At 63.3% G+C, this 15,271-nt stretch carries 11 protein-coding genes; 4 read left to right on the plus strand and 7 right to left on the minus strand.

Annotation, left to right across the window (positions count from 1 at the left end; translation table 11 throughout):
- The 7 genes from B058_RS18315 to B058_RS0104490 all read right to left on the minus strand — a co-directional run bounded on the left by B058_RS18315 (nucleotide 1) and on the right by B058_RS0104490 (nucleotide 11,074).
- The gene (locus tag B058_RS18315) at nucleotides 1-6,108 is read right to left on the minus strand and encodes an Hpt domain-containing protein (RefSeq protein ID WP_018507280.1); all 6,108 of its coding nucleotides are present in this window, start codon (nucleotides 6,106-6,108) and stop codon (nucleotides 1-3) included.
- Nucleotides 6,109-6,177: 69 nt separating this feature from the next.
- Nucleotides 6,178-8,280, minus strand: coding sequence for a methyl-accepting chemotaxis protein (locus B058_RS0104465; RefSeq protein ID WP_245539247.1), 2,103 nt, complete (start codon nucleotides 8,278-8,280; stop codon nucleotides 6,178-6,180).
- Between the two features lie 60 nt (nucleotides 8,281-8,340).
- A complete protein-coding gene (locus tag B058_RS0104470) occupies nucleotides 8,341-8,862 on the minus strand; it encodes a chemotaxis protein CheW (protein ID WP_018507282.1) in 522 nt (173 codons plus the stop codon).
- 10 nt (nucleotides 8,863-8,872) lie between these two features.
- On the minus strand, nucleotides 8,873-9,238 hold the full coding sequence (locus B058_RS0104475) for a response regulator transcription factor (protein WP_018507283.1): 366 nt from the start codon (nucleotides 9,236-9,238) through the stop codon (nucleotides 8,873-8,875).
- Nucleotides 9,239-9,259: 21 nt separating this feature from the next.
- Entirely contained in the window at nucleotides 9,260-9,673 is a 414-nt protein-coding gene (locus B058_RS0104480) for a response regulator (RefSeq protein ID WP_018507284.1), read from the minus strand.
- 150 nt (nucleotides 9,674-9,823) lie between these two features.
- Nucleotides 9,824-10,714 carry a hypothetical protein gene (locus tag B058_RS0104485; protein ID WP_245539248.1) on the minus strand — a complete coding sequence of 297 codons (891 nt, stop codon included), beginning with the start codon at nucleotides 10,712-10,714 and terminating at the stop codon, nucleotides 9,824-9,826.
- 177 nt (nucleotides 10,715-10,891) lie between these two features.
- Nucleotides 10,892-11,074: a rubredoxin gene (locus tag B058_RS0104490; protein ID WP_018507286.1), complete on the minus strand. Its 183-nt coding sequence runs from the start codon at nucleotides 11,072-11,074 to the stop codon at nucleotides 10,892-10,894.
- A gap of 296 nt (nucleotides 11,075-11,370) precedes the next feature.
- Between B058_RS0104490 and thiD the strand changes: the two genes are divergently transcribed.
- Genes thiD through B058_RS0104510 form a run of 4 tightly spaced genes read left to right on the plus strand, consistent with a single transcriptional unit; the run spans nucleotide 11,371 to nucleotide 15,221 of the window.
- Nucleotides 11,371-12,213 (plus strand): bifunctional hydroxymethylpyrimidine kinase/phosphomethylpyrimidine kinase, encoded by an 843-nt coding sequence (thiD, locus tag B058_RS0104495; protein WP_018507287.1) that lies wholly within the window; start codon nucleotides 11,371-11,373, stop codon nucleotides 12,211-12,213.
- Between the two features lie 8 nt (nucleotides 12,214-12,221).
- Nucleotides 12,222-12,857 (plus strand): thiamine phosphate synthase, encoded by a 636-nt coding sequence (gene thiE / locus B058_RS0104500; RefSeq protein WP_018507288.1) that lies wholly within the window; start codon nucleotides 12,222-12,224, stop codon nucleotides 12,855-12,857.
- 22 nt (nucleotides 12,858-12,879) lie between these two features.
- Nucleotides 12,880-14,157 (plus strand): glutamate-1-semialdehyde 2,1-aminomutase, encoded by a 1,278-nt coding sequence (gene hemL / locus B058_RS0104505; protein WP_018507289.1) that lies wholly within the window; start codon nucleotides 12,880-12,882, stop codon nucleotides 14,155-14,157.
- Entirely contained in the window at nucleotides 14,154-15,221 is a 1,068-nt protein-coding gene (locus tag B058_RS0104510) for a hypothetical protein (protein ID WP_018507290.1), read from the plus strand. The genes hemL and B058_RS0104510 overlap by 4 nt, the downstream gene beginning before the upstream one ends.
- Nucleotides 15,222-15,271: the final 50 nt, after the last annotated feature.

Here is a 15,271-nt window from a genome sequence, read left to right on the forward strand (position 1 = left end):
TTATGCCAGCACCGCGGCTTCCTGGCCCAGTTGTTCGGCAATGGAATCGAGCAACTGCTGTTCCTGGTATGGCTTGCCCAGATACACGTTGACGCCGATTTCCATCGCATGGTTGCGGTGCTTGTCCGCCGTGCGCGAGGTGATCATGATGATCGGCACCGTCTTCAAACGTGCGTCGCTGCGCATCACGCGGGCCAATTCAAACCCGTCCATGCGCGGCATTTCGACGTCGAGCAACACCACATCGGGAATCAGGTCGTGCATTTTTTCCAGCGCGTCGACGCCATCCTTCGCGCTATCGACGCGGAAGCCTTCGCGGGTGAGCAGGCGGGTCGTGATCTTGCGCACAGTGAGCGAATCGTCGACCACGAGCACCAGCGGTGGCTGCAGTGCGGCGCTGACTTCGGCCGTCTCGGCGGGTACCGTACGCTCCACGGCGGTACGCGGCAAGCTGGCCCAACGCAATGCCAGCGGCACCGGGTTGAGGATCAGGATCACGCGTCCGTCGCCGCGTACCGTGGCGCCTGCGACGCCAGTGATGCGCGCCATCTGCGGGCCGATGTTCTTGACGACGATTTCGCGCGTGCCCTCGATCGCATCGAGCAGCACGGCTGCCTGGCTGGAGCCACTTTTCAGCAACACTACCGGATTGTAGCGCTGCACATCGTGCACCGCCTCGGTATCACCCAGCAGATGCGGCAGGTAGGAGAACGGATAACGCGCACCGCGCCACGTCAGTTCGCCGGCCGCCATGGCCTGCTCCAACTCATGCGGCTTCAGTTCCAGCACCTGCTGCACCAAGGGTGCCGGCAGCGCGTAATCGTGCTTGGCGGCCTGGATCATCACCGCCTGGGTCATCGCCAGGGTGAGCGGCAGATAGATGTTGAAAGCGGTACCCGCGCCAGTCGTGGAGGTGATGTCGATGCGCCCCCCCAGCGCGGAAATTTCGCTCTTGACGACATCCATGCCGACGCCGCGCCCGGCAACCTGGCTGACAGTTTCGGCGGTGGAGAAGCCGGCGGCAAAAATCATCTGTGCCAGCAGCGATTCGGTTGGCTCGACGCCCGGCAACAGCAGGCCGTTGGCCTCCGCCTTTTCTCGGATACGCGCATAGTTGAGGCCGGCGCCGTCGTCCTTCACGGTCAGCATCATTTCGTTGCCGGACTGGCGCGCCGACAGCACGATCTCGCCAAACTCGGCCTTGCCTGCCGCCCGGCGCACCTCGGGGTCTTCAATACCATGTGCCAGTGCATTGCGCAGCAAGTGTTCCAGCGGCGCAGTCACCTTCTCCAGCACCGAGCGGTCGATCTCGAGTTCGCCGCCCTGGATGTCGAGCTGGGCGCGCTTGTCGACATCGCGCGCGGTCTGGCGCACGGTCCGATACAGGCGCTCGGCCACCGAATACAGCGGCACCATGCGGACTCGCAGCAGATCCTGCTGCAGTTCGCGGTTCAGCCGCGTCTGCTGGATCAGCGCAGCATCCGCCTCGCCCAGGCGGGCCAGCAGGATATGTTGCACCGTGGAGATGTCGTTCACGCTTTCGGCCAGGAAACGGGTGACTTCCTGGAAACGGGTGAAACGGTCGAACTCCAGCGGGTCGAATTCGTCGGCCGCGCCCTGCGTCTGGAAGGTCGCCTGCATCTGCGACTCGGCCTGGATCTCGACTTCGCGGATGTGCCCGCGCAGGCGCACCAGCGCTTCCGACAATTCGTTGACGTGACGCTTGAACGCAAACACTTCGCTTTCGATGCGTGAACGGGCGATCGCCACTTCGCCGGCCTGGTTGACCATGCGATCGACCCAGTCGGCCCGCACACGCAGCGTCAGGGCATTGCTTTCACGCGTGACCGGTGTCGCAGGCGCAAGCGGATCGGCTGTCGCGGCAGCTGCAGGTTCGGCACGACCCAGCACCGGTTCGACCGGCGCTTCCAATGGGACTTGCGCGTCCTCGAGCGTCGGCGCAAGGTCGCCCTGTTTCAGATGTTCCACGGCATCGGCGAGCCGGTCGAGCTGGGCTTCCAGCGTATCGAACACGTCGTGGCTTGCTGCCAGATGGCCTTCGATCACGGCGATCACGCGCGATTCCATTACGTGGGTCAGTTCGCCCAGACGCATCGCACCGACCATGCGCGCACTGCCCTTGATGGTATGCAGATTGCGACGGAGCGCGTCGCGCGGGCCTGTTCCGGCGGGTGCCTCTTTCCATGCGCGGAGTTGCGCGCTGGTATCCGGCACCAGCGTATCGGCTTCCTCGAGGAAGATCGGCAATAGCTGCTGGTCGATTTCATCGGCCACTTCGCGCCGTTCGAATACGGGTGCCGGTGCGGTATGTTTGATGTCGGGGATCAGCGCGCTGATATCCGGCAGGACCGGCGCCGTTTCGGCTTGCGTGGTGACGCTCGGCTCGACAGCGCGCTCCGACTCGGCTGGCGCTTCCTGTGCCTGGATCTCGGCGGACGGTACGCCCATCTCGCCCGTTTCATCATGGACTGGAGCGGGCGTCGCGTCGGGCACCCACGATGTCTGTTCATCCTCCAGTTCGCCCAGCGTTGCGATCAGGTCGTCTGCCGCGTCGGGCAGGTGTCCTTTCTCGATGCTTGCGATCATCTCGTGCAGGCGCGCAACGGTATCCTGGACCAGGGAGAGATGCGAAGACGGCATGGGCACATGCACGAAGCGGTTCCAATACTGCTCGAAGGCATGCGACAGGTCCGACAGGGCGGTGATGCCGGCAGTCCCCGCAATGCCGCCCAGAGTATGGATCGCGCGGCGTGCATGCTCGCTGACCGAACTGTGGGCAGCTTCGGCGTGGCGCTCGGCCTCTTCCGTCAGTACGGCCAGTCGCTGATGGGCTTCGGCCATGAAAATTTCATAAAGACCAATGGAGAGACAAACCGGCCCGATGCAGATCTCGTCCGGAACGGGCGGCTCCGCAGGGATCGCCTCATCGAGCGGATCGGAATGCTCTGGTGCCACGACAGCCGGTTCTTCCTGGGTAGGCGGCTCGATGTCGTACACCACTATGGGAGCAATCGCATATTCGATGATCGCGCCAACGTCCAGCACAGGCAGTTCAGCACGGACCGCTTCGGCTTCAGGCGGAACATCGCCCACCGTGATCGATGCGGCATCGGCATGCGCTTCGCAGCCTACCTGTTCGACCAACTCGACCGCAGTTTCAGCGGCGGCAGCCCCGGCATCACCCGTCGCATCATTTTCCAGTGCGGTGACAGCGCCTTCTTGCTCGACCGCTGACAAGGCCAGCCAATCGCTTTCCGCTTCGGCATCGGCCACAACGTCAATCTCGATTGCGGCCACCGCCTCGCCTTCCGGCATGGCTGCCGCTTCCGTTTCCCCTACCGTCCCGGTTTCAGCCAACGGCTCGGCTTCTGCAACCATTTCAGACCAGTCCGGCGCATTCGCAACCGGCACTTCGACAACCTGCTCGGCCGGTGCAGCAGCTGGAACTGGCGCCACATCCAGAGCTTGTCCCTGTGCTACACGATCGACCGCCGCCAGCAAGGCTGGAACTGGCAAGCTCGCAGGCTGATGGCTCTGTAGGGCGTTCACCCAGTCCTGGAATACCCTGCGTGCACGTCCCACCAGACGCAATAAGTCGCCACTGACGGGCTTGTTCTCGGCCAGCCAGCCGTTCATCAACTGCTCGTGACGCCATGCGGTTTCGCCCAGTTCGTCCAGACCCACCATGCGTCCACTGCCTTTCAGCGTGTGAAAGCCACGGCGGATGATGGTCAGGGCAGCCTGGTCGTCGGGATTGGCCTGACAGGCTTCGCTGGCCTCACCCATGGCCGCCAGCACTTCATTGGCTTCCTCCAGGAAGATTTCCAGCAGTTCCGCCTCGGATCCTTCGGGAACCGTAACGTGAAGCAGGGTTTCGGCAAACGCATCGTCGCCAGACAAACCGGCCACCGCCGCTGATGCTGCCTCGATTGCAGCCACGGCCAGCGGCTCTGCCGTCTCGATGATTACGCCGTATGCGGACACGGCTGTTTCGTCGGCTTGCGCCTCGACCGGCACGCCACTGTCGAACGCTTCGTCTGCACGCAACTCGAATGCCGGCAGGGTCGATTCGGTCTCGTCTTCAGGCACCACGGACATGTCGACCGCAACCCGTTCGGGCAGCGGCAGGCCGGTCAGGGCGGCCACATCGGCATCGAGTTCCAGCGGAGCTTCCGCGGCATCGCGACAGGCATCGAGTGCGGCGCGCGTCTGCTGTTTCAGTGCGGCATCGTCGATCAACTCGGCGTCGCGACTGAGCTCAGTCAGGGCATCAAGGAATTTTTTTTTTGTGGCGTCGTCGGATTGATCGCGCCACGCCAGATAGTTTTCCTGTACTTCGGTCTTGCGGGCGGGCAGGCCCGATTCGACGGTGTCGTCGAACGCGCTGTCGTCGGCGCTGTCGGCATCGATCACGCCGAACTCGATCAGCACGGGTCGCAGGATTCTGGCAGCGTCGGCGCGGCCAGCGCAGTAGGATTCGATATACAGTCCGAGGCTGGAGAACGCATCGGCCAGACGTTGCTGGATCGCATCGTCCGGGTAGCCTTCCTCGGCGAAGGTTTGTACCGTCGCGGTCGCCGCACCCAGCAGACTGGCAGCGTCGGGCAATTCCAGCATGGTCAACGCACCCTGCGCCTGCTGCGCCAGCGCGGGCAAACCCGCCAACGCCTCGCGTTCGCCCGCGTCGCGGAAGAAGGCATCCAGTGCTTCTTCCATCTGCTTCAGGTTCTGGCCGACTTCCTGCGCCATATGTACCAGCATGTCGCGCTCGGCTTCGCGCTGACTGGTGGCATCCACGACAACGGCCGGCATCTCCCTGCCTTCGATCAAGGCACGCAGGCGAGCCTGCTGGCCTTCCGCACGCACCGCAAAGTCGCTGTGCAGGACGTCCTCCTGATCGACGGCGTTCTGCATAAAGAGCAGCGTGGCTGCGACTTCCAGATCCATCTGTTCGCGTGCGTCGCCCTCGCGGGTGACCCGTGCGGCAGCCGCGGCAGCCAATTCCTCCAGCAGGGGTTTCAGCTTGCTGGCTTCCAGCGCCTGCGCCTGTGGCAGCATGCGCTCCAGGTGTGTCTGGAACTGCGGCAACTGGCCGGCGTCGCCTTCCACATAGGCATGCCAGCTATCGCGTGCCGCCTTGAGGCTTGTCTGCAGGGCATCCAGGACCGGACGCATGCGTGCCAGCGCCTCGGGGTCGAGCATGCCGCGGCCGGGCAGGTAGCGATCGAGGCCGAACGTCGCCCGGACTTCGGCAGCGCGCCCATCCAGGGTCTGACTTTTTGCCACGAAAAACAAGGCATCGCGCAGCAGGCGTTCGGCCACCTGCGGCGAGCCTTCCATCAGGCGGCGCATCTGCAGATCGACCCGGGCCAGCAACTGTTTGACATGAAAATCGGCCTCGACCCCGTGCGCAAGCAGGCTGTCGACAAACCCGACGCAGGCCCACCAGAAGGTTTGCGATGCTTGCGACGGTGCAATGCGCTCGATCGCGGCCAACGCATCGCGCATCCGTTTCAATCCCTGTTCGGCCTCGACATTGCGCAGAAAGGCCAGCAGGCCGCGTTGGAACAGGCCGCGCGCGGCCTTGACCTCCGCAGTCAGCGCCTCCTGCGTCATGGCATCGTTGGCCGCCTTGCCTTGCGCCCGCGTGCGCAAATCAGGGAAAAACAGTTCGCCTTCGAATACCCGCTCCGCGCCTTGCAGCTCGCGTAGACGTTTGTAGAGGGGAAACAGCGCCAGCTCGCCGCTGCCGCGTCCGTCGGCCAGATCCTTGACCCAGCGCTGCAGGCCTTCGATGGCGTTGCGCAAGGCACGCAGCACGTCGTCGCTCGGCTGCAGACGGTTCTCATTGACAGCGCCCAGCGCGGATTCGAGCGCGCTCGCCAGCGTGGCCGCGCCTTCGAGGCCCACCATACGGAGCGCCCCGGTCACCTGGTGCGCATCGTCGGCCGCCAGGCGCAGGGCATTGGTGAGATCGGCATCCACGCTGTAGGCCTGCACGCGCCCAAGGGCGGCTTGCAGGGCGGCGTCGATGTCTCCGCGCACCCAGTTCAACGGTCCGGTATCGTAATCGAGTAAGGCGCTCATGGTGTGTGTTCCTGACGTTGTATGCTTGGCCTGGGGTCGCTGACCGCTTGTCTACGCGTTCAGCCCGCTTCAGGCGAGCTTGAAGCCTGCAACCGAGTTCTTGAGATCCTGGGCCAGCTGCTTCATGCCGCCGATCGACTCGGCGGTCTGTTGCGTGCCGCTGCTGGTCTGCGCCGAAATGGACTTGATGTCCTGCATGGTTTCTGCCACCTTGGCGGTCGATTCGGCCTGGCTCTGGGTGGCCGAGGAGATGTCGGCGATCAGGCCGGCCAGTTTCTTCGACACGTCGCCGATCTCGGCCAGCGTCTGACCTGCGGCATCGGACAGCTTGGCACCCTCGACCACGCCTTGGGTCGACACTTCCATCGCCGCCACCGTATCGTGGGTGTCGGATTGAATGGTCTTCACGATCGCGGCAATCTGCTTGGTCGCATCGGCGGAACGTTCCGCCAGCCGCTGCACCTCTTCCGCAACCACCGAGAAACCGCGGCCGGCTTCGCCCGCGGACGCGGCCTGGATGGCGGCGTTGAGTGCCAGCACGTTGGTCTGTTCGGTAATGTCGGAAATCAGTTCGACGATTTCACCGATCTCCTGCGAGGATTCGCCGAGACGCTTGATTCGCTTCGAGGTTTCCTGAATCTGTTCGCGCAGGCCGTTCATACTGGCGATGGCGTTGGCCACCGCCTGCTGGCCCTTCTCGGCGGCGGCCAGCGACTGTTCGGCCACCCGGGCTGACTCGGCGGCATTGCCCGACACCTGTTGCACGGACTGCGCCAGGCTCACCACCGCGGCCGAGGTTCCCTCGATTTCCACGGTCTGTCGGCGCGCCGCCTGCTGCAACGAATCGGACACCTGGCCCGCCTGGCTGGCGGCCTGGTCCATCTGTTGCGCGGCATTGTTGATCCCGCGCACCAGGGTACGCAATTCCTCGACCGTGTAGTTGATCGAGTCGGCCACCGCACCGGTAATGTCTTCGGTCACGCTGGCGTTGATGGTGAGGTTGCCTTCGGCCAGTTCACCCAGTTCGTCCATCAGCCGCAGAATCGCCTCCTGGTTGCGGCCGTTCTCTTCTTCGCTTCTGCGCGCCCGCGACTTGGTCTCGTTGATGTTGACCAACCCCAACATCACCAGCGAGCCGATCGCCAGCAGGCCGAACAGGGCGGCCAGCAGATAGCCGGCACCCCCGACGGACTGATAGTCCTTCGACAGCTGATCGGTGTTCGCCAACAGCGTGTCGCTGCCGGTGAACAGGTTCTTGGCCGACACCTTGGCCTGCAGCAGCGGCTGCGTATTGGCCAGCACCGCGCCCACCACCTCGACCATGTCGCCCATGTTGCTACCAAGGTCCTCCAGCGTCGCCATGCTGTTCTCGTTGCGGCTTGCCCCGCCAGCCATCAATGCCTGCACGGTATCGCGGAACGACGTCGTGTCTTTCTCCAACTGCATCACCACAGCGGGGTCGATCAGTTCGGCCGACAGCAGCAGGTTGGCGTTTTTCGGCAGACGCTGGCTCAACATGACCAGATGGTTGGCACGCGATACTTCGCGCACGCCAGCACCGGAATCGGCCAGCTGGCTGGCAAGCTGCTCGGCCACTTCCTGCAAGTCGACGCTCAGGTCGTTAATGCGTTTGATATTGACGCTCATCGCCACCAGGTTCTTCTGCTGCGCCAGGATCTGCGCGACCTGTGGATTGAACGTCTTCCATTGCGCCTCGATCTTCTCCAGCGTCGCGCGCGCCGCACCAGTGGATGCAGGCACGGCATCGTCGCCTTCGCTCAAGCCCTTCAGCGTCGCCTCGAACGAGGCTTTCCCCGCCGCCAGCTTCTTGAAGGCTGCGGCATTACCCAGGACAGACTGCTGGGCGGTCAGCGGCAGGCGCTGCGACAACACTTTCAACTCGCCCGCGCGCGTTTCATAACCGGTGCGGTTGTCGAGCTGAAGGGAACTGTAGATGGTGAAGCCGGCCGCCAGCAGCAGGGAGATGATCAAGGTGCCGCCGGTATAGAGGTATTGCTTCTCGACTGGCAAGCTGCCGATCAGGGGCGCCTTGCCGGGCTCCTTGTCAGCCAGCTTGCGCACGGTCTGCATGATCAGGGTGGTGTGTTCGGTTCCGGCCCTGCCCGTCATGCGGCCCGCCAGCCCCTTGAGGCCATTCATCGTGATTGCCATGTTCATCGCTCCAGTCCTTCCACTTGTATCGGCGCCTGTGCGCCCGGTTTTAATGATCAATCAATTGCCGATCGGCGCTTCGACCTTGAGGAACTCGGTATTGCCGAGCAATTGCCCGAAGTCCATGTCGCACCAGTCGGCTCCTGCCTCGTCCGCATAGTGGCGCGCGACCCATGGATGCGCTGCGCGTGCACTGCTCGGCTGGTAACGGTTGATGTTCTTCAGCCCCAGGGTGTTGCGCACCAGCAAGGCCGCATTGACACCAAAATCGTGATGCGGGATCAGCAGGCGGCAATCGGCGTGATCGGGTGTCACACCCTGCCCCATGAAATCGGCAAAGTCGCTCACGGCGAACAGGTTGCCGCGGATGTTGGCGACGCCGCGAAACCATCGGCACGCACCAGGAACCTTGACGATGGGCGGAACCGGGATCACTTCCTCCGTATCGGACAGGCTCACCAGCCAATTCACGTCGCCCACGCGAAAACCCAGCCGGGAGCCGGAATTGTCGCGGCTGGCCGCCGCCTGCAACTGCTGCGAAAGCTGGGTCTGAAATTCACGCAGATTGAATTTCTTGGCCATGGCGGTGTGCTCAGCCCAAAGCCTTGATTTGCGACAGCAGGTCTTCCGGCTTCACGGGCTTCACCAGGTAGGCTTTCGCGCCCTGGCGCATGCCCCACACCTTGTCGGTTTCCTGGCCCTTGGTGGTGCACATGATGACCGGGATATGCTTGGTCGCATCTTCCTTGGTAATCATGCGGGTCGCCTGATAGCCGTTCATGCCGGGCATGACGACATCCATCACGATCAGGTCGGGCAGGGTCTGTTTGGCTTGGGCGACAGCTTCCTCGCCGCTTTCGGCCATACTGACCAGATAGCCGTTCTTGACCAGCAACTCGGACAGGAAAAAACGCTCGGTGGGAGAGTCATCCACAACCAGAATTCGGCTGATCGCCATATCTATGCTCCTAGAAGAAAATTAAGCGCCTGCGCACGTGTGCTCGCGCACCGCCGTCAGCAACGTGTCCTTGGTAAACGGTTTGGTCAGGTATTCATCGGATCCCACCATGCGGCCGCGTGCCCGGTCGAACAGCCCGTCCTTGGAGGACAGCATGATGACGGGCGTGGTGCGGTACTTGGCATTGCGCTTGATCAGCGAACAGGTCTGGTAGCCGTCGAGTCGCGGCATCATGATGTCGACAAACACCACGTCCGGCTCGTGGTCGGTGATCTTGGCCAGCGCGTCAAAACCGTCCTGCGCCAGGATGACTTCGCAGCCCGCCTGATTCAGAAAGATTTCCGCGCTGCGGCGTATGGTATTGCTGTCATCGATGACCATCACCTTGACGCCTTTCAATGCTTCATTGTCCACACGTTTCTCCAGCAGGGTCATCGAGGGAACGGCACGTGCCACCCCCCCTGTGTGGTAAACATTACGGCACCGGTTCGGGCTTCTTTAGTGCATGGGCGCCGCAGGAAACGATCGGCAGCAAAAAGGGCGTTGCAACGCAACGCCCTTTTTTAATACCCTGGAATCAAATCCTTACTGCTGCCAAGCTTCCCCGCTGGACTTTTTCTCAACCCCGGCCACCGTGCCCATGGTTTCGAGAATGGTGTTGGGCAGGGAGGAAATCCGCATGAACTGCCCCATCCCGACATCCGGGAACGCCAGCGCGATACGGAAGCGGCCATGCGGCGACTCCACCTCCTTGTCGACCACATAAATCTCGTAGGGCAGGCCGGCGATATTGTTCTGCATGTCGATTTTCTTGATCCAGTCGCCGTCGCTGTTCTCGCCATCGTTCATCGCCACGCCAAATACGGCCAGCTTGCGGCTGGGCATCACGACCTCGTAGATTTTGGCGGTCTTGCCCGCGCCTTTGGCCAGATTGTCGCGTACGGTCTTCAGCGCCTCGGCAAAGCTGCCATATTCGGCCAGCTTGTTCTTCGGGGAATCCAGGCGTTCCATGCCGATCATGTAACGATAGTTGGCCAGATTGCCAGCCGATTCGTCACCGCCCAGACCCTTGCCGGCGCCCAGCGCATCCTGCAGGCGCGCCTGCAGGGCCTTGACCGCATCTTCCTTCTTGGTGAAGGCCTTGCGGAAATAGGCGCGATACCAATAGTCGGGATTGGTGTACGCCACACTGCCGTCCGCAGCCACTCCCACGCGGATCGCCGCACCCAGGATGGCATTCCCTCCTACCGACCCCACTTCGTCGAGCATGGCCTCGTCAGTGGCGATGACCACGCCATATCCCGCCAGGGTTTTGGGGAAATACTTGCCAACCACCTTGAAACCGCCGGCCTTGAGCTTGGACTCGACCGCCGTCGCTGCCGCCTGCACGTTCCCCCCCTTTACCGAATCGCCTTGGAGATAGGGGGAAATCGCCCATACGCTTGTTGAGAAAACAAACAGAACCCACGTTGTCATCCACCGCATCATCATTATCGTCTCCTGATTTATATGTACCCCGATTTTTTGTCTTACCGTACCATTGACAGGGGCGCCATATGGTATCCCACTACGTCCGTAGTGAGATTCGATAGGCCAACGTACTATCGCCCATCCCGGCGCTTTACTTGAGCGGACAGATGACGAATCCGACTTTTAAAACGCCACCATCTCGAAATCTTCCTTGCGCGCACCGCAATCCGGGCATGTCCAGTTGATCGGTACATCTTCCCAGCGCGTGCCGGGCGGAATCCCATCCTCGGGCGCACCGGTTTCCTCGTGGTAGATGTAGCCGCAGATCAGGCACATCCAGCTTTTGTATTCAGGGGTTTCGGACATGAGGTAGAGCCTATTCCAGTAGAAATCATGCCCCGCGCCGGCTGCCTGCGGGATGCAGTGCAAGGCGCGGGGGGCGAAGTGAGGTCATTCTCCACGAGTCACCCGCAACACCGCAATGCACCCGGAGGGCATAAACGCCCGCCGGCAACCGGCCCTTCGGGTTGAGATCAGGATCGGCGTCTGCGGCGCTTGGCACCCATCCGATCCTGGTCTCAACGCGGGACATGATTTCTGCTGGAATAGGCTCTTGGAGGGAATCAGCTAAAATTGGGGATTGATTTTAAAGCTGTGACGCCATGCCGCCTATTTTCGCTCCCAAGCCCACGCCGCCGCTGGTGCTCAGCTTCGCCGCGTCCGACCCGACCGGCGGCGCAGGCATCCAGGCCGACCTGCTGACGCTGGCCAGCATGGGCTGCCATCCGCTGTCGGTGATCACCGCGCTCACGGTGCAGGACACCGCCGGCGTCGACGAGATCCTGGTGATCGACGCCGAGTGGGTGGCCGACCAGGCGCGCATGCTGCTGGAAGACGTCCCGGTGGCCGCGTTCAAGCTCGGCATGCTGGGAAGCGCCGAATCGATCGCGGTGATCGCCGAAATCCTCGCCGACTATCCGGATATTCCGGTCATCCTCGATCCGGTGCTGGCTTCCGGGCGCGGCGACGAACTCGCCAACGACGACATGATCGCCGCCATGCGCGACCTGCTGATCCCGCAGACCAGCATCCTCACCCCCAACAGCCACGAGGCCCGGCGGCTGGCACTGTTCGAGTCGGACGAGGATGATCTGGATCTCGCCGCCTGCGCCAAGCATCTGACCGATCTTGGCTGCGAGTATGTCCTCGTCACTGGCACCCACGAGGCCACCCCGCGCGTGCTGAACAGCCTGTACGACGCCGCCGGCCACGTGCAGACCGATGCCTGGGACCGCCTGCCCGGCAGCTATCACGGTTCAGGCTGCACGCTTGCCTCGGCCATCGCCGCCGCCCTGGCCTACGGCCAGGATGTCCCGCAGGCTGTACGCGACGCACAGAACTTCACCTATGAATCCCTGAAAGCTGCGTTCCGGCCCGGCATGGGCCAATACATCCCCGAGCGTTTCTTCTGGGCGCAGGATGGGCAGGCCGAAGGCAATGCCTGATTCTTGTCATGCGTGAGTTTCCGGGCGGCGTATACGCCCTCACCTCAGAAACTGCCGACACCGAGCAGCTGTTGGCGCAGGTCGAGGCAGCGCTGGCCGGCGGCGTCGCTGCGGTGCAGTACCGCGACAAATCGGGTGACGTCGCCCGCCGCCACGAACAGGCCAGCGAACTGGTCGCGCTGTGCCACCGTTTCGGCGTGCCGCTGATCGTCAACGACGACCTGCGGCTGGCCGATCTGACCGACGCCGACGGGGTGCATCTGGGGCGTGACGACGGCAGCCTGCGCGAGGCGCGCATCATCCTCGGCAAGGACAAATTCATCGGCGCCTCCTGCTACCAGAGCCTCGAACTGGCACTGGCGGCCCAGGCCGCAGGCGCCGACTACGTGGCCTTCGGCAGCTTCTTTGCGTCGCCCACCAAGCCGGCCGCGCCGCGCGCCGACCTCAACCTGCTGCGCGAGGCGGCGCCGGTGATCCAGGTTCCACTGGTCGCCATCGGCGGCATCACGCTGGCCAACGCGCCACAGCTGCTCGCCGCCGGCGCCGACAGTCTGGCCGTGCTCTCGGCCCTGTTCGACGCTCCCAACATCCAAGCCGCTGCGCACAACCTCAATCAATTATTCGAAACCGAATCCGAAGAGTGAACGCCCAACGATGAAAACAGCCATGACCCGTAACGAACAGCTATTCGAACAATCGCAGAAAGTCATCCCCGGCGGGGTGAACTCGCCGGTGCGTGCCTTCAAGAGCGTCGGCGGCACCCCGGTGTTCTTCAGCCGCGCCAAGGGCTCGCGCGTGTGGGACGCCGACGGCCGCGAATACATCGACTATGTCGGCTCGTGGGGCCCGGCCATCCTCGGCCACGCCCATCCCGGCACGGTGAAGGCGGTGCAGGACGCTGCTGCCAACGGCCTGTCGTTCGGCGCGCCGTCCGAGGCCGAACTCACCATTGCAAAGCGCATCGTCGAACTCGTGCCGAGCATCGAGAAGGTGCGCCTGGTGTCGTCCGGTACCGAAGCGACCATGAGTGCGATCCGTCTGGCGCGCGGCTTCACCGGCCGCAGCAAGTTCATCAAGTTCGAAGGCTGCTACCACGGTCACGCCGATTTCCTGCTGGTGAAGGCCGGCTCCGGTGCGCTCACCTTCGGCAATCCCACTTCGGCCGGGGTGCCGCCGGAAGTCGCGGCGCAGACGATCGTGCTGGATTACAACGACGTCGCCGGACTCGAACGCACCTTCGCCGAGATCGGCAGGGAGATTGCGTGCATCATCGTCGAGCCCTTCGCCGGCAACATGAACCTGGTCAAGCCGACCGCCGAATTCATGGCGGCGATGCGCCGCCTGTGCGATCAACATGGCGCCCTGCTGATTTTCGACGAGGTGATGACCGGTTTCCGCGTCGACCTCGGCTGCGCGCAGAAGCTGCTCGGCATCAAGCCGGATCTGACCACGCTCGGCAAGGTCATCGGCGGTGGCATGCCGGTAGGGGCCTTCGGCGGCCGTGCCGACGTGATGGACGCGCTGGCTCCTAGCGGCCCGGTGTATCAGGCGGGCACGTTGTCGGGCAATCCGGTGGCGGTGGCGGCAGGCCTCGCGACGCTTGCCGCGATTTCCGAGCCCGGCTTCTACGCAACGCTCACAGCCCGCACCGAAAAACTGGTGAAGGGCCTGACCGCCACGGCTAAAGACGCTGGTATCGCCTTCTGCGCCGACTCGATCGGCGGCATGTTCGGCCTGTATTTCGCAGCGAAGCCGCCGGCGAGCTTTGCCGAGGTGATGCAGGGTGACAAGGAGAAATTCAACCGCTTCTTCCACGCCATGCTCGACCACGGCATTTATCTTGCGCCCTCGGCGTTCGAAGCCGGCTTCGTCTCGGCCGCGCATACGGACGCAGACATCGATGCCACCATCGCGGCCGCGCGTGAGGTATTCAAGGCACTATGAACGACGAGTTGTCCCCCGAAGACGAACTGCGCCTCAACGTTCTCTTCAATACCGAGCTCAAGGCCGTCCGCATCGACGAATCGAACATGACGCTGTGGGCGCTGACGCCGCAAGGCGAAGCCAGCGTGCCGTTGAAACCCAACGAGCGTTCCGACCGTTACCTGAAGCGGGTGCGCGAACTGCTGTCCGGCCATGCGCTCGGCTCGCCCGGCGGTTACCCGGTGCACCTCACCCGCTGGACCCGCCAGTCGCAGGCCGGGCTGTCGACCCAGCACCTGGCGCAACTGCTGTTGATTGCCGAAGAAGAGGCGGTGGTCGCGGTGGTGCACTCGCCCGCGCTCACCGACGAACTGGCGCGCTACGCCTGGTGGTGCATGCCGACCATCGAAAACGCCAGGCTGATGCTGATGCGCGATGTGGTGTGTACAGGCAGCATGGGCCGCACGCTGGCCGAGTTCCTGGTCGAGCACCTCGCCTTCCTGCACGAGGACGACGTCGGCATTCTCGACACCGTCGCGGTGATGCTGTACTCCGGCGTGCTCACTGACGCCGAACGGCTGTCGATCTGGAAACGCGGCAACAGCCGCAACTCCTATTACGTGGCCTTTCTCGAACTGCAGCCCGACACACTGCCGAGCCCGCGCCCTGCGCGGGCCGACCACGCCAACGTGCCGCAGCTCGCCAGCAATCCCTACTGCACGATGCTGGAGAAAGCGCTCTCTGGACAAGGCCAGACCTTCCTCGCCACCACCGCGACCATCCTCGATCGTCCGGAAATCCAGGAAGTGGTGAACCACACGCTGAATGCGCTGTCCGGCTGGTGCGCGCCGCTGCGCCAGACGGACGAGGCCTCGCGTGCCGTCGCACGCGCCGCACTGCTCGCTGCCGCGCCGCAATTCGAAACGGACTGCGCGGCGCTGGACGCGCTGGCTGCGGTGGATGCCGACACCGTTCGGCCGATCTTTCTCAAGACGACCGCCATCGGCTCGCTGATGCGGCGCAAGATCCAGCCTGTCGTCACGTCTTTGCTCGACGCCATCGCGGTATTGCGGCGCCAGCCATAAAGCGAGAAGCCCTGCGGGCGCAAGCTCGCAGGGCTCCAGGGCTGGCAACC

The sequence above is a fragment of the Thiobacillus thioparus DSM 505 genome, assembly GCF_000373385.1.
Classification (GTDB): Bacteria; Pseudomonadota; Gammaproteobacteria; order Burkholderiales; family Thiobacillaceae; genus Thiobacillus; species Thiobacillus thioparus.